The sequence below is a fragment of the Phenylobacterium sp. genome (assembly GCF_030693625.1).
GTDB lineage: Bacteria > Pseudomonadota > Alphaproteobacteria > Caulobacterales > Caulobacteraceae > Phenylobacterium > Phenylobacterium ferrooxidans.
This window is the reverse complement of sequence record NZ_JAUYAF010000053.1, coordinates 32,714-55,735: the sequence shown is the minus strand read 5'-3', so window position 1 is coordinate 55,735 and position 23,022 is coordinate 32,714. Positions and strand designations below refer to the sequence as shown.

25 protein-coding genes are annotated in these 23,022 nt (G+C 69.5%); 13 read left to right on the top strand and 12 right to left on the bottom strand.

Features of this window, described 5'->3' with window-relative positions:
* On the top strand, nucleotides 1-141 hold a 141-nt coding region (locus Q8N10_RS11400), incomplete at its 5' end, for an integrase core domain-containing protein (RefSeq protein WP_304776214.1).
* A 22-nt stretch (nucleotides 142-163) separates the two neighbouring features.
* Here Q8N10_RS11400 and gshB read toward each other — a convergent pair.
* The 6 genes from gshB to rdgB form a co-directional block, all read right to left on the bottom strand.
* Nucleotides 164-1,111: a glutathione synthase gene (gene gshB / locus Q8N10_RS11395; protein WP_304776154.1), complete on the bottom strand. Its 948-nt coding sequence runs from the start codon at nucleotides 1,109-1,111 to the stop codon at nucleotides 164-166.
* 65 nt (nucleotides 1,112-1,176) lie between these two features.
* On the bottom strand, nucleotides 1,177-1,992 hold the full coding sequence (locus Q8N10_RS11390; RefSeq protein WP_304776156.1) for a transglutaminase family protein: 816 nt from the start codon (nucleotides 1,990-1,992) through the stop codon (nucleotides 1,177-1,179).
* A 6-nt stretch (nucleotides 1,993-1,998) separates the two neighbouring features.
* Nucleotides 1,999-2,373: a YraN family protein gene (locus Q8N10_RS11385; RefSeq protein WP_304776158.1), complete on the bottom strand. Its 375-nt coding sequence runs from the start codon at nucleotides 2,371-2,373 to the stop codon at nucleotides 1,999-2,001.
* Complete coding sequence (gene rsmI / locus Q8N10_RS11380) at nucleotides 2,370-3,242, bottom strand: 16S rRNA (cytidine(1402)-2'-O)-methyltransferase (RefSeq protein ID WP_304776160.1); 873 nt, start codon at nucleotides 3,240-3,242, stop codon at nucleotides 2,370-2,372. Before rsmI ends, Q8N10_RS11385 begins: the two co-directional genes overlap by 4 nt.
* A gap of 43 nt (nucleotides 3,243-3,285) precedes the next feature.
* Nucleotides 3,286-4,440, bottom strand: a complete 1,155-nt coding sequence (gene hemW / locus Q8N10_RS11375; RefSeq protein ID WP_304776163.1) for a radical SAM family heme chaperone HemW — start codon at nucleotides 4,438-4,440, stop codon at nucleotides 3,286-3,288.
* Nucleotides 4,437-5,036, bottom strand: a complete 600-nt coding sequence (rdgB, locus tag Q8N10_RS11370) for an RdgB/HAM1 family non-canonical purine NTP pyrophosphatase (protein ID WP_304776165.1) — start codon at nucleotides 5,034-5,036, stop codon at nucleotides 4,437-4,439. Before rdgB ends, hemW begins: the two co-directional genes overlap by 4 nt.
* 420 nt (nucleotides 5,037-5,456) lie before the next feature.
* Here rdgB and Q8N10_RS11365 point away from each other — a divergent pair, with 420 nt between their 5' ends.
* Nucleotides 5,457-5,987, top strand: coding sequence for a DUF2975 domain-containing protein (locus tag Q8N10_RS11365; RefSeq protein ID WP_304776168.1), 531 nt, complete (start codon nucleotides 5,457-5,459; stop codon nucleotides 5,985-5,987).
* A gap of 2 nt (nucleotides 5,988-5,989) precedes the next feature.
* Nucleotides 5,990-6,229 (top strand): helix-turn-helix transcriptional regulator, encoded by a 240-nt coding sequence (locus tag Q8N10_RS11360; protein ID WP_304776171.1) that lies wholly within the window; start codon nucleotides 5,990-5,992, stop codon nucleotides 6,227-6,229.
* Nucleotides 6,230-6,559: 330 nt separating this feature from the next.
* On the opposite strand, the gene rph is transcribed toward Q8N10_RS11360, so the two are convergent.
* Nucleotides 6,560-7,279 (bottom strand): ribonuclease PH, encoded by a 720-nt coding sequence (rph, locus tag Q8N10_RS11355; RefSeq protein ID WP_304776173.1) that lies wholly within the window; start codon nucleotides 7,277-7,279, stop codon nucleotides 6,560-6,562.
* A gap of 98 nt (nucleotides 7,280-7,377) precedes the next feature.
* Here rph and hrcA point away from each other — a divergent pair, with 98 nt between their 5' ends.
* Together hrcA and grpE are read left to right on the top strand one after the other, a co-directional pair.
* A complete protein-coding gene (gene hrcA, locus Q8N10_RS11350; RefSeq protein ID WP_304776175.1) occupies nucleotides 7,378-8,454 on the top strand; it encodes a heat-inducible transcriptional repressor HrcA in 1,077 nt (358 codons plus the stop codon).
* Between the two features lie 2 nt (nucleotides 8,455-8,456).
* Nucleotides 8,457-9,095, top strand: coding sequence for a nucleotide exchange factor GrpE (grpE, locus tag Q8N10_RS11345; protein WP_304776177.1), 639 nt, complete (start codon nucleotides 8,457-8,459; stop codon nucleotides 9,093-9,095).
* A gap of 15 nt (nucleotides 9,096-9,110) precedes the next feature.
* Here grpE and Q8N10_RS11340 read toward each other — a convergent pair whose 3' ends face one another.
* Nucleotides 9,111-9,977: an acyl-CoA thioesterase II gene (locus Q8N10_RS11340; protein WP_304776179.1), complete on the bottom strand. Its 867-nt coding sequence runs from the start codon at nucleotides 9,975-9,977 to the stop codon at nucleotides 9,111-9,113.
* A 106-nt stretch (nucleotides 9,978-10,083) separates the two neighbouring features.
* Between Q8N10_RS11340 and trmD the strand changes: the two genes are divergently transcribed.
* Together trmD and rplS are read left to right on the top strand one after the other, a co-directional pair.
* The gene (gene trmD, locus Q8N10_RS11335) at nucleotides 10,084-10,794 is read left to right on the top strand and encodes a tRNA (guanosine(37)-N1)-methyltransferase TrmD (protein WP_304776181.1); all 711 of its coding nucleotides are present in this window, start codon (nucleotides 10,084-10,086) and stop codon (nucleotides 10,792-10,794) included.
* Nucleotides 10,795-10,819: 25 nt separating this feature from the next.
* Nucleotides 10,820-11,233 (top strand): 50S ribosomal protein L19, encoded by a 414-nt coding sequence (gene rplS, locus Q8N10_RS11330; RefSeq protein WP_304698266.1) that lies wholly within the window; start codon nucleotides 10,820-10,822, stop codon nucleotides 11,231-11,233.
* Between the two features lie 59 nt (nucleotides 11,234-11,292).
* Here rplS and Q8N10_RS11325 read toward each other — a convergent pair whose 3' ends face one another.
* A complete protein-coding gene (locus Q8N10_RS11325; protein ID WP_304776183.1) occupies nucleotides 11,293-11,763 on the bottom strand; it encodes a GFA family protein in 471 nt (156 codons plus the stop codon).
* On the bottom strand, nucleotides 11,763-12,656 hold the full coding sequence (locus Q8N10_RS11320; RefSeq protein ID WP_304698263.1) for a LysR family transcriptional regulator: 894 nt from the start codon (nucleotides 12,654-12,656) through the stop codon (nucleotides 11,763-11,765). The genes Q8N10_RS11325 and Q8N10_RS11320 overlap by 1 nt, the downstream gene beginning before the upstream one ends.
* Nucleotides 12,657-12,745: 89 nt before the next feature.
* Here Q8N10_RS11320 and Q8N10_RS11315 point away from each other — a divergent pair, with 89 nt between their 5' ends.
* From Q8N10_RS11315 to leuB, 6 genes are all read left to right on the top strand, one after another.
* A complete protein-coding gene (locus Q8N10_RS11315; protein WP_304776185.1) occupies nucleotides 12,746-13,723 on the top strand; it encodes an NAD-dependent epimerase/dehydratase family protein in 978 nt (325 codons plus the stop codon).
* A gap of 79 nt (nucleotides 13,724-13,802) precedes the next feature.
* Nucleotides 13,803-15,230, top strand: coding sequence for a 3-isopropylmalate dehydratase large subunit (leuC, locus tag Q8N10_RS11310; RefSeq protein WP_304776215.1), 1,428 nt, complete (start codon nucleotides 13,803-13,805; stop codon nucleotides 15,228-15,230).
* Nucleotides 15,227-16,078: a VOC family protein gene (locus tag Q8N10_RS11305; RefSeq protein WP_304776187.1), complete on the top strand. Its 852-nt coding sequence runs from the start codon at nucleotides 15,227-15,229 to the stop codon at nucleotides 16,076-16,078. The genes leuC and Q8N10_RS11305 overlap by 4 nt, the downstream gene beginning before the upstream one ends.
* A 7-nt stretch (nucleotides 16,079-16,085) precedes the next feature.
* Nucleotides 16,086-16,697 (top strand): 3-isopropylmalate dehydratase small subunit, encoded by a 612-nt coding sequence (gene leuD, locus Q8N10_RS11300; RefSeq protein ID WP_304776189.1) that lies wholly within the window; start codon nucleotides 16,086-16,088, stop codon nucleotides 16,695-16,697.
* Complete coding sequence (locus Q8N10_RS11295) at nucleotides 16,694-16,996, top strand: putative quinol monooxygenase (RefSeq protein ID WP_304776192.1); 303 nt, start codon at nucleotides 16,694-16,696, stop codon at nucleotides 16,994-16,996. The genes leuD and Q8N10_RS11295 overlap by 4 nt, the downstream gene beginning before the upstream one ends.
* A 21-nt stretch (nucleotides 16,997-17,017) precedes the next feature.
* On the top strand, nucleotides 17,018-18,070 hold the full coding sequence (leuB, locus tag Q8N10_RS11290) for a 3-isopropylmalate dehydrogenase (protein ID WP_304776194.1): 1,053 nt from the start codon (nucleotides 17,018-17,020) through the stop codon (nucleotides 18,068-18,070).
* A 6-nt stretch (nucleotides 18,071-18,076) separates the two neighbouring features.
* Here leuB and Q8N10_RS11285 read toward each other — a convergent pair whose 3' ends face one another.
* Nucleotides 18,077-20,200, bottom strand: a complete 2,124-nt coding sequence (locus Q8N10_RS11285) for a tetratricopeptide repeat protein (RefSeq protein ID WP_304776195.1) — start codon at nucleotides 20,198-20,200, stop codon at nucleotides 18,077-18,079.
* Nucleotides 20,197-22,998 (bottom strand): pitrilysin family protein, encoded by a 2,802-nt coding sequence (locus Q8N10_RS11280; protein ID WP_304776197.1) that lies wholly within the window; start codon nucleotides 22,996-22,998, stop codon nucleotides 20,197-20,199. Before Q8N10_RS11280 ends, Q8N10_RS11285 begins: the two co-directional genes overlap by 4 nt.
* Nucleotides 22,999-23,022: the final 24 nt, after the last annotated feature.

The following is a 23,022-nucleotide window of genomic DNA, read 5'->3' as shown; positions in this document are numbered from 1 at the left end:
AGGCCCTATCGATCCTCAGCCGAGCGGGCCCAGGCCATCGAGCCCTGGACCAGAACCTACAATCTCCACAGACCCCACTCCGGCATCGCCGGTCTCACACCATGGCAGCGTGTGAACAACCTTCTTGGAAACGACACCTAGACCACTCTTCTCATCTCAGAAGCTAGACTGTGGCGCGAATCGCTTCAACACGTTCCCAGAGCAGGACTGTCGCATCGACGCCGGTGAACCTCTTCAAGGCCACCGCCCCCGTGGGTGAGGTCACATTGATCTCGGTGAGGTAGTCGCCGATCACGTCGATGCCGACGAACATCAGGCCCCGGCGTTTCAGCTCCGGCCCGATGACGCCGCACAGCTCCAGGTCCCGCGCCGTCAGCTCCACGGCCTCGGCGCGGCCGCCGACCGCCAGGTTGGAGCGGATCTGACCGGCGCTGGGCACGCGGTTGATGGCCCCCACCGGCTCGCCGTCCACCAGCAGGATGCGCTTGTCGCCCTTCACCACCGCCGGCACGTACTTTTGGGCGATGACCGGCTCGCGGCTGATCATCCGGTGCAGGTCCAGCATGGCGTCCAGATTGGGGTCGTCGGCCAGCAGCCGCGCCACGCCCGAGCCGCCCGCGCCATTCAGCGGCTTGAGCACGATATCGCCCTGGCGGGCGCGGAACTCATAGATCGCCTCGAGATCCGAGGTGATCAGGGTCGGCGGCTGCACGCCCGGGAAGGTGGTGACGAACAGCTTTTCCGGCGCGTTGCGCACCTCGGTGGGGTTGTTCACCACCAGGGTCTTGGGGTGGATGGCGTCCAGGAAATGGGTCGAGGTGATGTAGGCCATGTCGAAGGGCGGGTCCTGGCGCAGCAGGACGACATCGCATTCCGACAGGTCGCGGGTCTCCCACGGGCCGAAGGTCGCGTGAGCGCCCTTCACCGGCTGGACGGTCACCGAACGGCCCTTGGCGGTGAGCCTGCCGCTCTCCAGGGCCATCCGCTCGGGCGTGTAGACCCACAGGGTGTGGCCCCGTTCCTGGGCCGACTGCATCATCAGGAAGGTCGTATCGCCTTCGATATTGATCCCCTCGAGGGGGTCCATCTGGACGGCGACCTTCAGGGACATGGGCGGGCTTCCTTGCTAGCTGAGGCGTTCAGATAGGTCGGGGCGGGCGCGAGCGCCAGCGCTGCTTAGTTGAGTTGCAGCCGCACACGCTCGCGGTGGGCGCGGGCGGCCAGCGCCGCGCCGCCGTCCAGGGTCGAGGCCTGGGCCAGGGCCTGGAGGGCGCCGGCCAGGGCGCCCTGGCCCTCGCGGGCGGCGGCGACGTCCAGCCAGGGGCGGTGGTCGCTGGGGTCCAGCAGGGCGCGGCGCAGGGCGGCGCGTTCGGCGCGGCCGAAGTCGCGAGCCGCCACGGCCCGGGCGAAGATGTTGTTCTGCAGCCGCATCAGCACGGCGCGGTCGGGGGCGGGCGCCATCAGCCGGTCCAGACGGTCGGCGACGTTGGGGGTGAGGCCGGCGTGCAGGGCCCGCCGGGTGAGCTCCGAGGGCAGGACCACCCGGCCCTCGCTGTAGGGGTCGAGGGCCAGGGGCCCCTCATGGGTTTCGATCCGCAGCAGGAAGTGGCCGGGGAAGTCGACGCCCTGGACGCTGAGGCCGCATTTGCGTGCGACGTGCAGGTAGTAGATTCCCAGGGCCACCGGCAGGCCCTTGCGGCGCTCGGCCACCGACAGGATGTCGGCGTTGTCGGGGTGCTCGTAGGTGAAGAGGTCTCCCCCCAGGGCCAGGTCCCCGGCCATGGTCTCGGCCAGGGCTTCCTCGGGGCTTTCGGTGGCCAGGCGCTGGGTCAGGTGCTCAATCCCGGACTCGCCGAGGTCGCGGGCCTGCTGGGCGTCGCGGCTGGGGTCCTCGTGCAGGGCGCAGGCGATGGCGGCTTCCAGCAGGGGGAAGTCGCCGTCCACGCACTGCCCCGCTTGGGTCAGATAGGCCTCAGCGTCTTCGCGACTCATGACAGCTCACGCACCTCTCCAGGCGTCTGGACTATGTCTTGGAAGTCTGCCCGGCGCGAGGGCGATAAGGTCCAGACGCACGGCGGCGTTGTGCAGGGCCGGCCGGCGGGCGGCCAGAGTGGCTCCGGCGCGCCGCAGCCGGGCCCGCTGATCGGCGCTGACCGCCTCCATCGCCGCCAGCATCGTGGTGCGCGACTTGACCTCGACCACAGCCAGGACCCCGCCCCGATGGGCCAGCAGGTCGATTTCGGCCTGGGGGGTTTTCAGGCGAAAGCCCAGGATGCGGTAACCCTTCAGCATCAGCCAGATCGCCGCCCAGACCTCGGCGCGCCGGCCCGACAGCCGGGCCGCCGCCCCACGGGCCTGGCGGATGGGGGTCACGGCTTGGCGTCCTTGAGGGCCATGGCGCGCTTGTAGAGGTCTCGGCGGGGCAGGCCCAGCGCCTTGGCCACCTCGCTGGCGGCGTCGGCCGTGCCCAGGCGCTCCAGGGCCTGGGTCAGGGCTGTATCGACATCGGCCTGCGTGGCGGCCTCCTCACGGCCGGGGCCGACCACAATGACGAACTCCCCCTTGGGGGACGCGAACCGCTTGTCGGCGGCCAGCTGATCCAGGGGCGCCCGGGTCACGGTCTCGTAAAGCTTGGTGAGCTCGCGGGCCACGGCGGCCTCGCGAGGCCCGAAGACGGCGGCCATGTCGGCGAGGCTGGCGGCCACGCGCGACCCGCCCTCGAAGAACACCAGGGTGGCCCGCAGGCCGGCCAGTTCCTGGAAGAAGGTTCGGCGCGCGGCGCTCTTGGGGGGCGGGAAGCCGGCGAACAGGAAGCGGTCGGTGGGCAGGCCCGCGACGGTGAGCCCCGCGAGCAGGGCCGAGGCGCCCGGGATCGGATAGACCGGCAGCCCCTCCGCCATCGCCTCCCGGGCCAGGCGATATCCCGGGTCGGAGACCAGCGGCGTGCCGGCGTCGGACACCAGAGCCACCCGGCCGCCTTCGCTCAAGATCTGCAGGGCCTTGGGGCCGGCGCGGTCGGCGGAGTGCTCGTCATAGCGCTCCAGCTTCTTCGACAGGCCGTAGGCGCTCAGCAGCTTGCCCGCCACCCGGGTGTCCTCGGCCAGGACGAGGTCGCAGGCCGACAGCACGTCGAGGGCGCGCAGGGTGATGTCCCGCAGATTGCCGATCGGCGTCGCCACCAGATAGAGGCCCGGCGCCAGGGGCGCTTGCGAGAGTTCGGGTGGCGGCGGGCGGGGGGACATGGGCGAGGAATCGCCGGTTCGGCCGCCCATGGCAAGCTTGGGCTCAGGCCAGGGCCAGGCGGCTGGTGACCCAGTTGAGGACCAGGCGCCCCGCCGGGGTGGCGCGCAGGCGCTCGGGATCGGCGGCGAGGAGGCCGGCGTCGATCAGGCGCCGCACCTCGGGATGGGCGGGATCGAGGGCCAGCGCGGTGATCTCGGCGAAGGTCAGGCCCTCCTCAATCCGCAGGCCGGCCAGCAGGCGCTCCTCGGCGGCCTGTCGGGGTGACAGCGTCTCGCGGGTCGCCCAGCCGAGGCCGGTCTCGGCGACCTGGGCGATGTAGTCGGCGGGGCGGGCGGCGGCGAAGGTGGCGGTGCGGGCGCCGTCCAGGGTCAGGCGGCCGTGGGCGCCGGGCCCCGCGCCCACATAGTCCTGGCCGCGCCAATAGACGAGGTTGTGCCGGGAGCGGGCAGCCTCGCCCAGCGCGTGGTTGGAGACCTCATAGGCGGAAAAACCGGCGGCGGTCAGGGACTCCTGGGTCACGTCGAACAGTTCGGCGGCCAGGTCCTCGCCGGGCGGGACCAGGGTCCCCCGTTTCACGGCGCGGTCGAAGGCGGTGCCGGCCTCGATGGTGAGCTGGTAGGGCGACAGGTGCTCGGCGCCCAGGCCGATGGCCTCGGCGAGTTCAGCCCGCCAGGCGTCGGCGGTCTGGCCGGGGCGCGCATAGATCAGGTCCAGCGACAGGCGCGGGAACAGCTTCGCGCCGAGGGCTGCCGCGCGCCGGGCCTCGTCAGCCCCGTGGTTGCGGCCGAGCAGGGCGAGGCTGGCGTCATCCAGGGCCTGGACCCCCAGGGACAGCCGCTGCACCCCGGCGGCGGCGAAGCCCGCGAACCGCCCGGCCTCGGCGTCGGTCGGATTGGCCTCCAGGGTGATCTCCAGGTCCGGCGCGGGCGTCCAGAGGCTTCGGCAAAGGGCGATCATCTCCCCGGCCCACTCGGGATCCATCAGCGACGGCGTGCCGCCCCCCAGGAAGATGGAGGTCAGATCTCGGGGGCCGGTCAGCTCCCGCTGCCGGCGCAGATCAGCGAGGATGGCGGCCTTCAGGGCGCGCTGTTCTTCACCTCGCCCTCGGTCCCGCAGGACGTTGAAGTCGCAATATGGGCAGATGCGCGCGCAGTAGGGCCAGTGGATATAGACCCCGAGCGGCGCCAGCGGCGTCAAAGGATGGCGGCCTTGAGCTTCGCGAAGGCGAGCGCCCGGTGGCTCATGGCGTCCTTGGCGGCGGGGTCCATCTCCCCGAAGGTCAGGTCGTGGCCGAGCGGCGTGAAGATGGGGTCGTAGCCGAAGCCCCGGGTTCCGCGCCCGGGAAAGGTCAGGGTCCCGTCCACCCGGCCCTCGACGACGACGGCGGGGCCGTCCGGCCAGGCGACGGCCAGCGCGCTGGTGAACCAGCAGGCGAGATTCTCCGAGCCGCTCTCTTCCACCCGTTCCTGAACCTTGCCCATGGCCACGGCGAAGTCCTTCCCCGGCCCCGCCCAGCGCGCCGAGAAGATACCCGGGGCGCCGTCGAGGGCGGCCACCGACAGGCCGGAATCATCGGCCAGCGCGATCAGGCCGCTGGCGTCGGCGGCGGCGCGGGCCTTCAGCAGGGCGTTGCCGACGAAGGTGGTCTCGGTCTCCTCGGGCTCGGCCAGGCCCAGCTCGCCGGCGGTCACCAGGGAGAAACGGTTCTCCAGGATGGCGGCGATCTCCACGACCTTGCCTGGATTGTGGGTCGCCACCACCAGCCGCGCACCGGGTTCGAGCTTGAGCGCCATGGGGAAACCTCCGGTTGGGACGAGAGCGCGGACCATAGTCGCCAGGCGCGAACCGTTCAATTGCAAGGGTTTGCGCGCCTCCAAGCTCAACATTACCAATGTTTCATATCGTTTTTCGATAATTGTCTTGATCGAAAAGCGATGCGCCCATATTGACTATCGACATCGGGCGGCGACGGGCCGCCCACCACACCAAGCGCCGCCAAGGCGGCGCAAACCTGGAGATGAAGTCATGTTTTCGCCTGTGATGAACTGGATGGACCGCGCCCTGATGCAAGTCGTGGTCGTTCTCGCCGCCCTCCCCGTGGTGGCCTTGGTGGCCGGCGCCCTGGTCGGCTAGTAGAAGTGCTCAAGCCAGACGCTTCCCGCCGCCAGCCGCCGCGTTGGCGGCGGAGCCACGCCAGCGGGGAGATACAGTTGATGCGCGCCCTGGGTCCCGGCTCGGTTTCGAGCTTCCTGAAGATCATCCTCGACGTGGTCTATGTGGCCCTGTGGATCGGCATCGGCGTCGTCGGTGTCCTGATGCTCGCCGCCCTGCTGCTGAGCTTCAATCCCGATCTGATCGCCAACCTGTCCCTGAGCGCCGAGGGGGCGTCGGTGGTCAGCCGCGGTCCTGTCCTGGCCGGGGGCCTGCTCGCCGCGGCCCTCTATATGGCCGGCCTGCAGGTGATCGTGGCGCGGCTGCGCCAGATCTTCGCCACCCTGACCGCCGGCGACCCCTTCCACCCCGACAATGTGCTGCGCCTGCGGGTGATCGGCCTGGCGCTCGGCAGCCTGGAACTGGTGCGCTACGCCGTCCGCTTCGCCGGCGACTGGCTCGACCTGGCCCAGACCAAGAGCAGCCAGGGTTTCAGCCTGACGGCCTGGTTCTCGGTGCTGGTGGTGTTTGTCCTCGCTGAGGTGTTCCGCGAAGGCGCGCGCCTGCGCCGCGAAGCGGAGCTGACGATCTGATCATGCCTATTCGTGTCCTGCTCGACCGCGTGCTGCTGGAACGCCGCATGTCGCTCACCGAACTCGCCGACCGCGTCGGCGTCACCATCGCGAACCTGTCGATCCTCAAGACCGGCAAGGCCCGCGCCGTACGCTTTTCCACCCTGGCGGCCCTGTGCCGCGAGCTGGACTGCCAGCCCGGCGACCTGCTGCACTACGAGGCCGGGCCCTCCGACGACCTGCCGGACGACGACGACGGCTGAACACGGCGGCGTGATGACGCAGCGCGGCAAAAAACTGTGCGTGCGTGTGCAAAATAGTTCGACTGAGCGGTGCTTAGATATTGCCACGTAAGGCTTTCGCTCCTATATGCGCTGCAACAATTGCTGCATTGCACAAAGGAGCTACCCATGGCTCGCGCCATTGAAAGCCTGATCGACCGCCTGATGGCCCCCTTCGCCGACGAGCTGGCTCGTCTGCCCGCCTCGGCCTTCCGCCAGCTGCTGAACGGTCTCTAAGACCCGTACCCATCGCTCTCCAGCGGTGTCGCGTTCGAAACGGGCGGTCCTCTCCAGGGCCGCCCGTTTTGCATTCTATTTCCGGGCGCCGGCTTCCTGCTGCATGAGGCAGAGTTCGCTGATCCCCTTGCGGGCCAGGGCGAACAGGGCCTCGAATTCATCCTGGCTGAAGCCGCGCTTCTCGCCGGTGGCCTGGATCTCAACGATGTCGCCCGAGCCGGTCAGCACGAAGTTGGCGTCGGCCTCGGCGTTGGAGTCTTCCTCATATTCGAGGTCTAGAACCGGGACGCCGTTGTAGATGCCGCAGGAAATCGCCGCGACCTGGTCGGTGATCGGGTCCTGGGTGATCAGGCCTTCCTCCATCAGGTAGTTGACGGCCTGGCGCAGGGCGACCCAGGCGCCGGTGATGGCGGCGGTGCGCGTGCCCCCGTCGGCCTGGATCACGTCGCAGTCGATGGAGATCTGGCGCTCCCCCAGCAGGGTCGGGTTGATAATGGCGCGCAGGGAGCGGCCGATCAGGCGCTGGATTTCCTGGGTGCGCCCCGACTGCTTGCCCTCCGAGGCCTCGCGGCGGCCCCGGGTGTGGGTTGCCCGCGGCAGCATGCCGTACTCGGCGGTGACCCAGCCCTGGCCGCGGCCGCGCATGAAGCCCGGGACCCGGTCCTCGACGCTGGCGGTGATCAGCACCTTGGTGTGGCCAAAGGTGATCAGGCAGGAGCCCTCCGCATAGCGATTGACCCCGGTTTCGATGGTCACGGCGCGAAGAAGCTCGGGAGTGCGGTCAGAAGGGCGCATGAAGGGCTCGGATATGAGCGCGACGTCTTGCGCCGCAGAGGGTCGCGCTTATCCTAGAATACAGAGGTTCCGTCCATGGTTCTGACCTGCCTAGCTCCTTGACCAGCTCGCTCTTGACCGGCGGGCCTTCGCTCGCCGCCCTGGATGAGCGCGCCCGCGACATCTTCCGCCGCGTCGTGGAAAGCTATCTGGAGACCGGCGACCCGGTGGGCTCGCGCACGCTTTCCAAGGGGGGGGTGCATCTGTCGCCGGCCTCGATCCGCAACACCATGCAGGACCTGACCCAGCTCGGCCTGCTGGGGGCGCCCCATGTCAGCGCCGGCCGGCTGCCGACCCACGCGGGCCTGCGCCTGTTCGTCGACGGCCTGATGGAGGTGGGCGACGTCGGCGAGGAGGAGCGGCGGTCCATCGAGCACCGCCTCACCGGCCGCGGCCAGACCTTCGACGACGCCCTCAACGAGGCCAGCGCCATCCTCTCGGGTCTGGCGGGCGGGGCCGGGGTGGTGGTCACCCCGGTGCGCGACGCCGGCGTGAAGCACGTGGAGTTCGTGTCGCTCTCGGCCGACCAGGCGCTCGCCGTCATGGTCTTTGACGACGGGGCGGTGGAGAACCGCCTCATGGCCCTGACCGCCGGGGTGACGCCGAGCGCCCTGCAGGAGGCGTCGAACTTCCTCAACACCCGTCTGCGCGGCAAGACCCTGGCCGAGGCCGGGCGCGAGATGCGCACCGAACTGGACGCGGCCCGCCGACAGCTCAACGAGACCGCCGCCCGGCTTGTTGAAGACGGCCTGGCCGCCTGGGGCGGGGGCGAGGTGGCCGAGCGCGCCCTGATCGTCCGGGGCCGCGGCAATCTTCTGGCCGACCCGGAGACCCTGGACGACCTCGAGCGCGTTAGGATGCTGTTCGACGACCTCGAACAGAAGGAACAGCTCATCGGCCTGCTGGACGGGGTCAACGAAGCCCAGGGCGTGCGCATCTTTATCGGGGCGGAAACCCGGCTGTTTTCGCTTTCGGGTTCCGCCGTGATCGCCGCGCCCTATATGACGGGCGGTCAGAAGGTGCTGGGCGCGATCGGAGTGATCGGTCCAGCCCGCCTAAACTATGCCCGGGTCATCCCGCTGGTGGACTATACCGCCCGCGTGCTGTCCCAGGTCCGAGAACGCGTGAAGGATTGAACATGTCCGACGATCATACGCCGGCCGAAGACGTCAACGAGATCGCCGATGCGGCGATCGACCACATCGAGGCCCTCACCGCCGAGAACAAGGGGCTGAAGGAGCAGGTGCTGCGCTACGCCGCCGAGGCGGAGAACACCCGCCGCCGCGCCGAGCGCGAGGCCAATGACGCGCGCGCCTACGCCATCCAGAAGTTCGGCAAGGACCTGCTGGCCGCCGCCGACAACATGGGCCGCGCGCTCGCCGCCGCCCCGGCCGACAGCGCCGACACGGTGGTGAAGAACTTCGTCGTCGGCGTGGAGATGACGGCCAAGTCGCTGCAGGCCGCCTTCGAGACCAACGGGCTGAAGAAGATCGAGCCCGAGAAGGGCGTGAAGTTCGACCCGCACCATCACCAGGCCATGATGGAGCAGCCCTCCACCGAGGTCGGCGCCGGCGGGGTGATCCAGGTGCTGCAGCCAGGTTACGAACTGCTGGGCCGGCTGATCCGTCCGGCCATGGTGGTGGTGGCGGCCAAGGGCTCCACGGGGCCGAGCGCCGCGGCTGCGGAAGCCACGGGCGCCCCGGTCAATCCCTATGCGGCCAACGACGCCAGCCATGATGCGGCTCACGATGGCGACGCGGTGGACACCAAGGCCTGACCTGGCCGCGGGGTTTTAGGCCTTGGCGTCCGGCTTGCGCAGCCGGATCAGGCCTTCCTGGGTGACCGAGGCGACGAGGTCGCCCTTCTGGTCGTAGATCGAGCCGCGCACGAAGCCCCGCCCGCCCGACGCCGAGGGGCTGTCCTGGTGGTAGAGGTGCCATTCGTTGAAGTTGGACGGCTTGTGGAACCACATGGCGTGGTCGAGGCTGGCCGACTGCAGGCCCGGCGTCTGCCATTCCACGCGGTGCGGCCGCATGGCGGTCGAGAGCATGTTCATGTCCGACGCATAGGCCATGATCACCTGGTGCATGTGCGGGTCGGCGCCGATGGGGGCCGTGGCGCGGAACCAGACGCTGTTCTCGGCGGGCTTGGGGCCCTTGCTCCAGGAGGACGGACCGACCGAACGCATCTCGATGGGCCGCGGACGCGACATCATCTTGCGCATCTCCTCCGGGGCCTTCTCCATCATCTTGCGCTGCTTGACGGAGTCGTCCTCCAGGTCTGCAGGACCGGGCACGTCAGGCATGGGCGCCTGGTGCTCGAAGCCCTCTTCCAGGACCTGGAAGGAGGCCGCCAGGTTGAAGATCTGCTTGCCGTTCTGGATGGCCACCACCCGCCGCGTGGTGAAGGTGCCGCCGTCGCGCGAGCGATCCACGTCGAAGACGATCGGCACGCGCGGATCGCCCGGGCGGATGAAGTAGCAGTGCAGCGAGTGGCAGACCCGGTCCTCGACCGTCTCATAGGCCGCCAGCAAGGACTGGGCGATCACCTGGCCCCCGAAGATGCGGCCCGGTCCCATGGACGGGCTGACGCCCCGGAACAGGTTCAGTTCCAGGCGCTCCAGCGACAGGGTCTCGGGCAGGCTCTCGGGAGTGTCCATATGCGTCTCGAAATATGCTGCAAGTGCGAAAGGCGCTGGATTAGGCCCATAGCGGCGCTCGGGCAAGGCGGTAGAATTACGCACGCCGATGGTCCAAAAGCCGCAGATGTCCTTCGACGCCACCGTCCTGACCATGTTTCCCGAGGCCTTCCCAGGCCCGCTCGGCGTTTCGCTGATCGGCACGGCCTGGCGTGAGCAGGGGCTCTGGTCCTTGGAAACAGTGGACATTCGGGGATTTTCCAAGGATAAGCGCGGCTTCCTGGACGACACCCCCGCGGGTGGCGGCCCGGGACAGGTGATGCGAGCGGACGTCATCGCCTCTGCGCTGGACAGCGTGGAGCGGCGAGGGCGGCCGCTTTTGTATATGAGCGCCCGCGGTCAGCCCCTGACCCAGGCGCGGGTTCGAAAGTGGGCTGACGGGCCTGGACTGATCGTCCTGGCCGGCCGGTTCGAGGGGGTGGACCAGCGGGTGCTTGACGCCCGGGGGTTCGAGGAGGTCGCCGTCGGCGACGCGGTGCTCGCCGGTGGCGAGGCGGCGGCCCTGGTGACGATCGAGGCGTGCGTACGGCTGGTCCCCGGTGTGTTGGGGCAGGCCGAGAGTTTGAGTGAAGAAAGCTTCGAGGACGGGCTCCTCGAGCATCCGCAATATACGCGACCGCGGACGTTCGAAGGCCTGGATATCCCCGAGGTGCTGCTGAGCGGCCATCACGCCCTGGTGCGGAAATGGAGAGCTGAGCAGCGCGAAGAGACGACGCGGAAGCAGCGGCCGGACTTGTGGGCGCGGCGAACCGCCAATCAACAGCCAAAGGGCGATTAAGCCCGAAGACCTAGAGGACCACCCGATGAACATCATCCAGCAGCTGGAAGACGAAGAGCGCAACCGCCTTCTCGCCACCCGCAAGATCCCCGATTTCCAAGCCGGCGACACCCTTCGCGTCAACGTGAAGATCAAGGAAGGCGAGCGCGAGCGCGTCCAGGCCTATGAAGGTGTCTGCATCGCCCGTCAGGGCGGCGGCATCAACGAGAGCTTCACCGTCCGCAAGATCTCCTTCGGCGAAGGCGTGGAGCGGGTGTTCCCGACCCACTCGCCGATGATCGAGTCCATCGAGGTGAAGCGCCGCGGCGTCGTGCGTCGCGCCAAGCTCTATTATCTGCGCGACCGTCGCGGGAAGTCGGCCCGGATCGCCGAACGCTCCTACACCGGCGGCGCGGCCAAGCCGGAAACCGTCACCCCGGCGGAAACCGCCGAGGACTAGGTCTTCCGACCCTACGAGTTTCAAACGGCGGCCCTGGCGACGGGGCCGCCGTTTTCGTTTCAGCCCTCGATCCAAGCCTTCCACGCCTTCATCACCGGCGTGAAGTCGGTGGGCTGGGTCTCGTACTGCAGGACATCGTCGGCGAACCGGACCCAGGGTTGGGCGCTCTTCACCCAGAAGGCCGAGACCGGGTGCAGCCAGCTCGTGTCGTCCAGGGTGCCGGGCCGAATGGTCAGGGAATGCGGCCCGCCCGGCGGTTCGGTGAAGATTCGGGCGCCGCATTGCGGGCAGAAGCGCTGGGGGATCACGGTCCCCGAACTGGCCTTGCGCGGCCAGCTTCCGGGTTCACCGCGGGTGATCTCGAAATCCTTCCGGAACACCGGCATGGCCATGGAAAAGGCGCTGCCGGTCAGGGACTGGCAGTCGGTGCAGTGGCAGGTATAGACCGCGATCGGCGGCGCGTTCAGCCGATAGCGGAGGGACCCGCAGGCGCAGCCGCCCTCGACGGGGAAGTCCGGAAGACGGCCCATCACTTGCGCCCCAGATACTCGCCGAACCCCGCGACCAGGTGGTCGAACATCAGCCGCATGCGCCGGCTGCCCTTCAGGTTCTCGTGCATGGCGATCCAGCATTCGAGCTGGAAAGAGAAGGCGTTGGCCAGGACCGGGACCAGGCCGTCGCGGCGAGCGATCTGATGCTGGACGCCGCCGATCCCCATGCCGGCCCGGATCGCCGAGATCTGGGCGGCGTCGTCGTCGGTGCGGAAACTGAAGATCTCGCGGGTGATGGGGCGCGGAAACTCGATGTTGGTGAGCGCCTCCAGGGGCGGGCGTTCCCGGTCGAAGCCGATGATGGTGTGGTTCTCCAGGTCCTCGAGGCTCTCTGGCGCGCCGCGCCGGTCCAGATAGGCCTGGGTCGCATAGAAGCCGACCCCGAGCATGCCGACCTTGCGCGCCACCAGGGCGCCCTGGGTCGGGCGGGCCATTCGCACGGCGATGTCGGCGTCGCGGCGCGACAGGTCCTCGATCTTGTTGGACAGCACCAGCTCGATGGCGATCTCCGGATGCTGCTCCATGAAGCCGGCCAGGATCTGCGGCAGCACCTCGACCCCGACAATCAGGCTGGCGGCGATGCGGACCGAGCCCTTCTCGCTGTCGGCCGCGCCGGAGGCGTCGCGCGCGGCGGCGGCGGCGGCGGCGTGCATCTCCTCCAGGTGAGCCTTGAGGCTGTGGGCCAGGTCAGTGGGGGTCAGGCCGCGCGGGCTGCGCAGGAACAGCGGTGCGCCCAGCTGCTGTTCCAGCGCCTCGATGTGCCGTCCGATCGTGGGCTGGGTCAGGCCTCGGGAGCGGGAGGCCGCCGACAGGCTGCCAGACTGCAGGACCGCGTGCAGGCTTTGATACAGGTCCCAGGTCGGATCGCTCATGCGCTCATGAATAGCTGAGTCACGGATATCCGCAATTTCGTCTGCGCTCCCCGGGGCCGATCGTCTTGGTCTCTCAAGGAGATGGCGACATGGCGACCTCAGACAAGAGCGCTCTGGTGATCGGGGCGACGGGATCGGTGGGCGGGGAGGTGGCCGCCGCGCTGCTGGTGCATGGCTGGCGTGTGCGCGGCCTGCATCGTGACCCGGCGCGGGCGGCCCGCGAGGCGGTCGGCCTGGACGCGATCGAATGGGTGAAGGGCGACGCCATGTCGGCCGCCGAGGTGACGGCGGCGGCGCAGGGCGCGCAGCTGATCGTCCACGGCGCCAGCCCGCCCGGCTACAGGAACTGGGCGGGCCTCGCCGTGCCCATGCTGGAGGCCACCATCGCGGCGGCCAAGGCCACGGGCGCGCGGATCATCTTCCCCGGCAATGTCTACAACTACGGTCCCGACGCCTTTCCGATGATGGCCGAGGACGCGCCGCAGAACCCCAGGACCCGCAAGGGCGCGATCCGCGTGGCGATGGAGAGGCGGCTGGAAAGCGCCAGCGTGCGGACCCTGGTGGTCCGGGCCGGCGACTTCTTCGGCCCGGTCAGCGCCAGCTCCTTCCTGACCGAGGGGATGGTCGCCAAGGACAAGCCGCTCAAGAGCGTCGCCTACCCCGGCCCGCGCGAAATCCGCCACGCCTGGGCCTATCTGCCCGACCTCGCCGAGACCATGGCGCGGCTGGCCGATATCGAGGCCACCCTGCCCGACCACGCCGCCTACCACTTCGGCGGTCATCAGATCACCGGCGACGAGATGATCGCCGCCCTTGAGCGTGTCGCGGGCCGCAGGCTGACGGTGAAGCGCTTCCCCTGGCTGGCCCTGCGGGCGCTCGCCCCCTTCGTGGAGATGCTCCGCGAACTCAGCGAGATGCGCTACCTCTGGGACAACACCGTCCTGCTGGACAACGCCAAGCTGGTGAAAACCCTCGGCGCGGAGCCCCACACACCCCTGGAAACCGCGCTTCGGACCGCGCTTCAGGGTCAAGGTTGCCTCCCGGTCGACCAAAAAGCCGCAGCCTGAGGCAAATCCTTGCGCGGGCCTCGGGGAATTCGTCGCGGGGTGCTGGACTTAGGGGGCCCTGCGACCCTACATGCCGCCCATGTCCGGCAAGACCCTTTATGACAAGATCTGGGACGCCCACGTCGTTGCGCAGCAAGACGGCGAGGCGATCCTCTATATCGACCTGCACCTGATCCACGAGGTGACGACGCCCCAGGCCTTCGCCGGCCTTCGCGCCGCCGGCCGCTCCGTGCGCCGTCCCGACCGCACGCTCGCGGTGGCCGACCACAATGTGCCCACCGAGGGCCAGGCGCTGGGCGTGGGCGCGGTCGCCGACGAGGAGGCGCGGCTGCAGCTCCAGACCCTGGAGCGCAACGTCAAGGACAACGGCATCGAGTTCTTCCCGATGGGCGATATCCGCAACGGAATCGTCCACGTGGTGGGACCCGAGCAGGGCCGCACCCAGCCGGGCATGACCATCGTCTGCGGCGACAGCCACACCTCGACCCACGGCGCCTTCGGAGCTCTGGCCCAAGGCATCGGCACGTCGGAGGTGGAGCATGTGCTGGCGACCCAGACCCTGCGCCAGAAGAAGTCGAAGAACCTGCGCGTCACCGTCAACGGGACCCCGGGTCCCGGCGTCGGCGCCAAGGACTTCGCCCTGGCCATCGTCGGCGCCATCGGCACCGCGGGCGGCACCGGCTCGGTGATCGAATATGCCGGCGAGGCCATCCGGGGTCTCTCGATGGAAGGCCGCATGACCCTCTGCAACCTGGCCATCGAGGCCGGGGCCCGGGCGGGTCTCGTGGCCCCCGACCAGACCACCTATGACTACATGATGGGCCGCCCCGCCTCGCCCAAGGGCGCGGCCTGGGAGATGGCGCTCGCCCACTGGAAGACCTTCTTCTCCGACGACGACGCGGTGTTCGACCGCGAGGTGGTGCTGGACGCCGCCGACATCGCGCCCACCGTCACCTGGGGCACCAGCCCTGAGGACGTGGTGGCGGTCACCGGAAACGTGCCGTCGCCGGAGAGCTTCGCCACCCCGGACAAGAAGATCTCCGCCGAGCGGGCGCTGGACTATATGGGCCTCACCGCCGGCCAGCCGATCACCGAGGCCAGGGTGGACGTGGTGTTCATCGGCTCCTGCACCAACAGCCGCATCGAGGACCTGAGGTCCGCCGCCGCGGTGGCGCAGCACGCCTTCCTGAACGGCCGCCTGGTGGCGCCTCACGTGCGGGCCATGGTGGTGCCGGGCTCGGGCCTGGTGAAGGAACAGGCCGAGGAAGAAGGCCTGGACGCCATCTTCAAGGCGGCCGGCTTCGACTGGCGCGAGCCGGGCTGCTCGATGTGTCTGGGGATGAACCCCGACCGCCTGGCGCCGGGGGAACGCTGCGCCTCGACCTCCAACCGCAATTTCGAAGGCCGCCAGGGCCGGGGCGGACGCACCCACCTGATGAGCCCGGCCATGGCCGCCGCCGCCGCCATCGCCGGCCACATCGTCGATGTCCGGGAGATGATGGCGTGATCACGGCCCTGGATCACATTGCTCTGGCGGTGAACGATCTGGACGCAGCGGTGGCCGGCTACCGCGCCCTGCTGGGCCGCGAGCCCAACTGGATCGGCGGCGACGGCGGGGCCCGCCACGCCTGGTTCCAGCTGCCCAACATGGCCCTGGACGTCATCACCCCGCACGGCGAGGGCGCCTTCGGCGACACCATCCGCAAGCACCTGGCCGAGCACGGCGAAGGCATCTGGGCCATCGCCTTCACGGTCGAGAACGCCGAGGCGTCGCAGAAGCTGGCCGAGCGCCGCGGCCTGCGGGGCAGCACGCCCGGCCCAACCCGCTCGACCCACGACGACGGCCGCAAGCGCTACTGGACGACCTCGGCGCTGAACGCCGCCGACACCGGGGGCCTCAACATCCTGCTGGTGGATTCGCCCCGCAGCGGCGAGCCCTGGCCGCTGTCGGAGCCCGTCGAGAGCGAGGCCTCGGCGGTGAGTGAACTGGACCACGTGGTGATCAACACCGCCAATCCCGACCGGGCTCTGGCCATCTACGGCGCCAAGCTCGGCCTCGACCTGCGCCTCGACCGCGCCAACGAGCAATGGGGCGTGCGCCAGCTGTTCTTCCGCTGCGGCTCGGCGGTGGTGGAGATGGGCGCCAGCCTGAAGACACCGGTGTCCGACGCCCCCGACCGCTTCGGCGGCCTGGCCTGGCGGGTCACCGACGCCGACGCGGCCCGCGCCCGGATCGCCGCGGCCGGCTTCGACGTCTCCGAGGTCCGCACGGGCCGCAAGCCCGGCACCAAGGTCTTCACCCTGCGCTCGGGCGTGCCCTCGGCCCCGGCCCTCATCATCCAGCAGAACGCCTGAGTTTCAGATGAAAGCCTTCACCAAGCTCGATGCGCGCATGGCGCCCCTGACCATGGCCAATATCGACACCGACCAGATCATCCCCAAGCAGTTCCTGAAGACCGTGGAGCGCGAGGGCCTGGGCAAGGGCCTGTTCTACGACTTCCGCTTCGACGAGCAGGGCGTGGAGAAGACCGACTTCGTGCTCAACCGCCCGGAGTATTCGGGCGTCGGCGTCCTGGTGGCGGGCGACAATTTCGGCTGCGGGTCGAGCCGCGAGCATGCGCCCTGGGCCCTGCTGGATTTCGGGATCAGCTGCGTGATCTCCACCTCGTTCGCCGACATCTTCTACAACAACTGCTTCCAGAACGGCCTGCTGCCGGTGGTGCTGAAACCCGAGGAGGTCCAGGCCCTGATGGAAGAGGCCAAGGGCGGCAACCACGTGGTCACCGTCGACCTTGAGGCCCAGACCGTGGTCTCGCCCTCGGGCGCGGCCTTCAGTTTCCAGATCGATCCGCAGCGCAAGGCCAAGATGCTGCAGGGCCTGGACGCCATCGGCGAGACCCTCACCGCCGCCGTCGACATCGACGTCTATGAGAGCAAGCGGGCCCTCTCCGAGCCCTGGCTGGAACGGGCGTGACCGTCATCATCGCCGGCACGGTCCGCGTCCCGCCGGAGAACCTGGACGCCTTCCGCCCGCACATGCTGGCCATGCTGGCCGCCAGCCGGGCCGAGGACGGCTGTCTGGAATATTCCTATGCCGTCGACGTGGCCGATCCCGGCCTGATCCGCGTCTACGAGGCCTGGCGCGACCAGGCCGCCATCGAGGCGCATTTCCAGCAGCCGCATATGGCGACCTGGCGGGCGTCCTGGCCCCAGTTCGGTGTTGGCGACCGCAGGCTCTTCGCCTACGAGACCGCTTCCGAGCGCGCGCTTTAAGTTCTCCCCAAGGCTCTTCCCATGACCGACCTCCTGCTCCTGCCCGGCGACGGCATCGGACCCGAAGTGACCGCCCAGGTGCGTCGCGTGGTGAGCGCGCTCGCCCCCGACCTGAAGGTCGAGGAGCGGCTGTTCGGCGGCGCGAGCTATGACGCCCACGGGACCCCGCTCACCGACGAGGCGCTGGCCACCGCCAAGGCGTCGCGCGCCGTGCTGATGGGCGCGGTCGGCGGCCCGCAGTGGGCGGGCGTGCCCCGCGACAAGCGTCCCGAGGCCGGCTTGCTCGCCCTGCGCGCCGGCATGGAGGTGTTCGCCAACCTGCGCCCGGCCCTGTGCTTCCAGCCGCTCGCCGACGCCTCCAGCCTCAAGCGCGAGGTGGTGGAGGGCCTGGACTTCATGATCGTCCGCGAGCTGACCGGCGGCATCTATTTCGGCAGCCCGCGCTTCATCGAGGACCTGCCCGGCGGCGGCAAGCGCGCCGTCGACACCCAGGTCTACACCACCGCCGAGATCGAGCGGGTCGCCCGCGTGGCCTTCGAACTGGCCCGCGGCCGCCGCAACAAGGTGACCTCGGCCGAGAAGTCCAACGTGATGGATTCGGGCCTGCTGTGGCGCCAGGTGGTCACCGAGCTGCACGCCCGCGACTACGCCGACGTGGAGCTGGAGCACATCCTGGCCGACAACGCCGCCATGCAGATCGTCAAGAACCCCAAGCAGTTCGACGTCATGGTCACCGACAACCTGTTCGGTGACATCCTGTCGGACATCTCGGCCCAGCTCACCGGCTCGCTCGGCATGCTGCCCTCGGCGGCGCTCGGCGTGGCGGGCAAGCCCGGCCTCTATGAGCCGATCCACGGCTCTGCGCCCGACATCGCCGGCCAGGGCCTGGCCAATCCCCTGGCCGCGATACTGTCCTTCGAGATGGCCCTGCGCTGGTCGCTGGACCGCACCGACCTGGCCGACACACTCTTCGCCGCCGTCAACAAGGCGCTGGAGACCGGCGCCCGCACGCGGGATCTCGGCGGCGCGCTCACCACCGTCCAGATGGGCGACGCGGTGCTGGCCGCCCTCTGACCGACCCTATTTGATCGTCGGGTCCAGGCGCCTGGCCTGGGCCAGGTCGGCGGCGGCCCCGGCGGCGTCCCCCAGCTCCTGCTTGGCCAGGCTGCGCCGCCACCAGGTCAGCGCCGCCTTCGGATCGGCCTTGATCGCCTCGTCGAGGATCTCGAGCGCCCGCAGGTGGTCGCCCATCTGGCGATAGACTTCGCCTTTCTCGGACAGGGCTTCGGCGTCGCCGGGGACCATCTTCAGATAGCTGTTGAGATCGCGGATCGCGGGGTCGTACCGGCCTTCGCCCATATAGGCGAGCGCGCGGTTGAAATAGGCCGCGTCATAGTCAGGGTGGGCGGCGATCGCCGTATCGAAGTCGGCCAGGGCGAGCTCGCTGTGCTCCTGGGCCAGATGGTAGCGGCCCCGTTCGTTGAAGACGTAGGCCGAGGTCGGGTCCATCTTCGCCGCGGCGTTGAAGTCGGCCAGGGCGGCGTCGTCCTGGCCCCTGGACTTCAGCGCCCGCGCCCGACCGACCATCAGGTCGACCTCGGCGGGATGATGACGCAGGGCCGCGCTGTAGGCCGCCACCGCCTCCGGATAGCGGCCCATCGTCCGCAACAGTTCGGCGCGATCGGACGCCGCCCGGAGGTTGGCGGGGTCCATCTTGAGCGCCCGGTCATAGTCGGCCAGGGCGCCGCTCTGGTCTTCCAGGGCCTGGCGGACCTCGCCCAGAGCCACCCACACGTCGGCCCGGTCGGGCAGGGCCTTCACCACCAGCTCATAGGCCGGAAGCGCCCGCGCCCAGTCTTGGCGTTCGGCCAGGACGATGGCGCGGTTCAGCAGGGCGTCGGGGTGGTCGGGCTTCAGCGCCAGGGCCGCCTCATAGAGCTTCAGCTCCTGATCGGGCTGCTTGAGCATGCCGTATTCGTAGCCCTGGGAGGACAGGTGGTCGGGATCCTTCGGGTCGAGTTCGGCGGCCTTGATGTAGTCGGCCAGCGCGCCCTTGTGGTCCTCCAGTTTCGAACGCTGGGCGCCGCGGTTGAAATAGGCCCACGAGGAGGGCTCGACCGCGATCGCGGCGTCATAGGCGGCTACCGACCTGGCGGCCTCGCCCCGGGCGCCCAGGATCATGGCGCGCTCGAACAGGGCCCGGGCGTTCCTGGGCTCCAGCGACAGGACCTTGTCGATATCGGCGGCGGCCGCGTCATAGCGTTCCAGCCGCCGGTGCAGGCGGCTCAGCCGGACCCAGGCGTCCACATCGGCGGGGGAGAGCTTGGTGGCCGCCTCGTAGGCCTGGGCGGCGGCCGCAAGCTCGCCGGCCTGGTCAAGCAGATAGCCCCGGGCCTGGTATCCGGTGTCGTCGGAGGAATCGGCGGCGATGGCCCGGTCGGCGTCCTTCAGGGCGCCGCTGGCGTCGCCCTGCGCCGATTTCAGATAGGCCCGATAGGAAAGGGTCGGGACGTTTTGCGGATCAGCCCGCAGCACGGCGTTGTAGTCGGCCATGGCGTCGTCCGGCCGGTCCATCTCCTCCAGCAGCGCGCCCCGGTCACGCCGCAGGTAGAGCGCCGTCGGCGCCAGACTCACCGCCATGTCGAGATCCTTCAGCCCGGCCGCCGGAACGTCCTGTCGGACGAGGAAGGAGCGCTGGTAATAGGCCCGCCAGCTCTTGGGGTCGGCGGCGATGGCGGCGTCGTAGTCGGCGCGGGCCTTGGCCAGGTCCTTCTTGCCGAAGTGCCAGAGCAACCCGCGCTCGTAGTGGGCCGCACCGTTCTTCGGGTCGCGCTTGAGGGCGGTGTCGAAGTCGGCCAGGGCCAGGTCGTACTTCTTCAGTTCGTAGCGCACGACCCCGCGGGTGGTCAGGCTCTGGGGGTCGTCCGGCGACAGCTTCACCGCGGCCTCGGCGTCCGCCTCGGCCTCTTCCGGGCGTCCGGCGTCCACCAGCAGGTGCGCGCGGGTGACATGGGCCTGTGCGGCGCTGGCGGCCGTTGCGGTGGCGATCACCCGGTCGCAGACCTGCAGCCTCGCCTCGAGACCGAGCTTGGCGCCGTCTTCGCAGGCCGCGGCGTCCTGAGGTGTCTGGGCGAGGGCCGGCGGCGCGGAAGCCAGCAGAACGAGGGCCAGGGCGGAGGCCCCGGCGAGGGAAAGCCTTGTCACCTTGCGGTCTCCTGAGGCGTGGCGGCTGGAAGGGCGGTGATCACGAACGGGGCGCGGGTGAGCCAGGTGGCGGCGGCCTGTTTGAGATCCTGCAGGGTGACCGCCGAGATCATGGCGTCATAGGCCCTGGCGTCCCTGAGGTTCTGGTCATTGATCGACGAGCCGCTCAGGGCGCTCGTCAACCAGCTGTTGGTCCGCATCGCGGTCCGCCAGCGCGTGAGTTCCGGCGCGCGGGCCGCCTCCAGCATGTCGGGCGTTATCCCGCCCGCGGCCAGCCGCGCGGCGACGGTGAGAATCTCGTCGCGCACCATGTTCAGGTCGGCCGGATAGGTTTCCACCAAGGCCGCCAGCTCGCCCTGGTCGGCGTCGTCGGGCGTCGAGGCGTCCACCTGGGGGGCGTAGGTCTTGCCCAGCCGTTCCCGGACGCTGTGGCGCAGCTCGTTGTTGAAGATCTCCGCCAGGGTCCGCAGGGCGTACTCCTCGCGGCGTCGGGCCGGTGTCGCGACATAGAGCGGCCAGATCACCGCGACGGCGGCCTTATCGGCGGGGCCGTCATGGACCGTATGGATCTCCGGCGGCGCGGTCCGCGGATAGCGCATATAGGAAGTGTCGGCCCGGACCCTGTCCGTCAGAGCCCGCGGGGGCAAGGCGCCGAAGGTTTGGGCGACATGGGAGATCGCCTCGGCCTCGTCGAAGTCCCCCACCAGGGTGATGTCCAGGGGCGCCTCGGTGACGGCGGCCTTCAGCATCCCCGAGAATTCGCGAGACCCCATCGGGCCGAGCTCGGCCGCGGTCGGGATGATCATCGAGCTGCCCGGATCGACTTCCTCGGCCAGGGCCTGCCGGACCACGAGGCCCAGATTGGTCCGGAAGGTCCTGTAGGTCATGTCCAGGGCGGTGGGGATCTTCGCGTCCAGGGTGTCCCGGAATCCGGGATCGGACAGGTAGACCGACAGGAGTCGCAGCCGGTAGATCAGGTCATCGGTTGAGGCGGTGTGCCGGATGATGAAGCTGTAGTCGGTGACGTCCATGTCGAAGGCCGGAGCGGCGGAGCCGAACAGGGCCTGAAGCTCCTCGAAGCTGTGTCGCCCCACCCCACCATAGGGAAACAGGCCGGCGGCGAGGTGCGAGGCGAAATAGACCTTGTTGGGAATCTCCCTGCGGCCCGCGCCGAACTGGATCCAGATCTGGATGGCGCCGGCCTCATAGCTTGTCTTCTTCAGATTCAGGACGACGCCGTTCTGGAAGCGGATGCGGGTGAAGTCGGGCAGGGTCTCGCGCCTTGCGATCTTGCCCGCGGCGGGCAGGGGGCCGTAGGCCCAGCTGGCGACCTTGGTGTCGGTATAGGTCGACGGCGCGTCGCCGCTCGTATTGCGGGTCCAGGCGGCCACCAAGGCTTCGCCGGTGGGCGGCTTCGGCGCGGTGACGCCCAGCAGGGGGCCGGCGCCGGCCCAGTCGAGGCGGAAGGCCTGTTTCACATCGGCCGCGGTCACGTCCTCCATGGCCAGGTTGAACAGCCGCAGGGCCTCGCGGGGCGCCATAACGGTCCTGCGCTCCAGTTCGCTCTCGGCGATCGCTGTGGCCAGGAGGCCGGAATTGCGGGTCGGGGCCTGGGTGATCGCCGACAGCAGGCTGGCGCGCTGGCTCCGCAGGGCCTGCTCCGTCTCCAGCTCGGTGGGGCCGTCGCGTTCGAAGCGCCGGAGTTCGCCTTGCGACGCGGCCAAGGCGGCCTCCCAGGCCTCGCCCGCCGGCACGATCAGCAGGCAGGCGCTCTGGGCGTCGCGCCGGTCGTCGGAGAACACCATGACGGCTCCGAGCAATCCCGGTTCACGCAGCTTGGCCTGGGTCATCCGGCGGTCCATCACGTGCCGCCACATGTCGCGCAGGGCGCGGCGGCGCAGGCTGGCGACGTCGCTCTCCGAGGCCGGCGGAATCAGGTTCACCCGGCAGGCGGTGAGGGTGGTCGGAAGCGTGGCGGCGGCCGTCGTAACGGCCTCCACGCCCCGCTTGGCGTCCAGCCGGCCCGGCGGCGGGGGCGGGGCCGGCGGGCCGGCGGCGGTCCAGGAGGAGAAGGCCGCCTTGACCCGGGCTTCAAGCGCCTCGGCGGGGAGGTCGCCCACAACGACCACCACCGCATTCTCCGGCCGGTACCAGCGCGAATGGAACGCCTTCAGCGCCTCGGGGGTGATCGACCTGAGGACGGCGTCCGTGCCGATCGGGTCGCGCAGGGTCGAGCGCAGCTCCGGGCCCTGGAACCGGGTCATGGCCTCCTGGACGGCCGCCGCCGGACTGTTGCGCGCCTCCTTCTCGGCCAGCACGACCCCGCGCTCGCGGTTGGTGGCGGCGGGGTCGAAGGTCAGGCCGTCGGCCACGTCCCTGAGCCACCGGAAGGCCAGGTCCAGGTGCTGGTCCTCGGTGTCGGGAAGGTCGAGCTGATAGACCGTGGTGTGCAGGGTGGTCGTGGCGTTGTGGTCGCGGCCGAAGCCCACCCCGATGGGGGCGAAGGTCGCCTCGAGCAGGCCCTCGGGAAAGCTGCGCGTCGCGCGGAAGGCCAGGTGCTCGACGAAGTGGGCGGCCCCGCGCTCGGCGTCGGTCTCTTCGTAGCTGCCGACGTCCATCGCCAGGCGGACCGAGACGCCGGCCCTGGGTGTCGGATTGCTGAGAACCGCGTAGCGCAGGCCATTGGGCAGCACACCGCGCCGGATGGCGGGATCCTGCGGCAGGGGCTGCGACAACAGGGGGGCGGCGGCCGGCTGGGCGGCGGCGCAAAGCGGCGCGAAGGCCAGCGCAAGAGCCAAGCTCAGCGCATCACGTAAACCCGA

What these genes read in the sequence shown, in the direction of transcription:
- gshB (WP_304776154.1), bottom strand. Translation starts at nt 1,111, where the DNA reads ATGTCCCTGAAGGTCGCCGTCCAGATGGACCCCCTCGAGGGGATCAAT.
- Q8N10_RS11390 (WP_304776156.1), bottom strand. Translation starts at nt 1,992, where the DNA reads ATGAGTCGCGAAGACGCTGAGGCCTATCTGACCCAAGCGGGGCAGTGC.
- rsmI (WP_304776160.1), bottom strand. Translation starts at nt 3,242, where the DNA reads ATGTCCCCCCGCCCGCCGCCACCCGAACTCTCGCAAGCGCCCCTGGCG.
- rdgB (WP_304776165.1), bottom strand. Translation starts at nt 5,036, where the DNA reads ATGGCGCTCAAGCTCGAACCCGGTGCGCGGCTGGTGGTGGCGACCCAC.
- Q8N10_RS11365 (WP_304776168.1), top strand. Translation starts at nt 5,457, where the DNA reads ATGCGCGCCCTGGGTCCCGGCTCGGTTTCGAGCTTCCTGAAGATCATC.
- Q8N10_RS11360 (WP_304776171.1), top strand. Translation starts at nt 5,990, where the DNA reads ATGCCTATTCGTGTCCTGCTCGACCGCGTGCTGCTGGAACGCCGCATG.
- rph (WP_304776173.1), bottom strand. Translation starts at nt 7,279, where the DNA reads ATGCGCCCTTCTGACCGCACTCCCGAGCTTCTTCGCGCCGTGACCATC.
- grpE (WP_304776177.1), top strand. Translation starts at nt 8,457, where the DNA reads ATGTCCGACGATCATACGCCGGCCGAAGACGTCAACGAGATCGCCGAT.
- Q8N10_RS11340 (WP_304776179.1), bottom strand. Translation starts at nt 9,977, where the DNA reads ATGGACACTCCCGAGAGCCTGCCCGAGACCCTGTCGCTGGAGCGCCTG.
- trmD (WP_304776181.1), top strand. Translation starts at nt 10,084, where the DNA reads ATGTCCTTCGACGCCACCGTCCTGACCATGTTTCCCGAGGCCTTCCCA.
- rplS (WP_304698266.1), top strand. Translation starts at nt 10,820, where the DNA reads ATGAACATCATCCAGCAGCTGGAAGACGAAGAGCGCAACCGCCTTCTC.
- Q8N10_RS11325 (WP_304776183.1), bottom strand. Translation starts at nt 11,763, where the DNA reads ATGGGCCGTCTTCCGGACTTCCCCGTCGAGGGCGGCTGCGCCTGCGGG.
- Q8N10_RS11320 (WP_304698263.1), bottom strand. Translation starts at nt 12,656, where the DNA reads ATGAGCGATCCGACCTGGGACCTGTATCAAAGCCTGCACGCGGTCCTG.
- Q8N10_RS11315 (WP_304776185.1), top strand. Translation starts at nt 12,746, where the DNA reads ATGGCGACCTCAGACAAGAGCGCTCTGGTGATCGGGGCGACGGGATCG.
- leuC (WP_304776215.1), top strand. Translation starts at nt 13,803, where the DNA reads ATGTCCGGCAAGACCCTTTATGACAAGATCTGGGACGCCCACGTCGTT.
- leuD (WP_304776189.1), top strand. Translation starts at nt 16,086, where the DNA reads ATGAAAGCCTTCACCAAGCTCGATGCGCGCATGGCGCCCCTGACCATG.
- leuB (WP_304776194.1), top strand. Translation starts at nt 17,018, where the DNA reads ATGACCGACCTCCTGCTCCTGCCCGGCGACGGCATCGGACCCGAAGTG.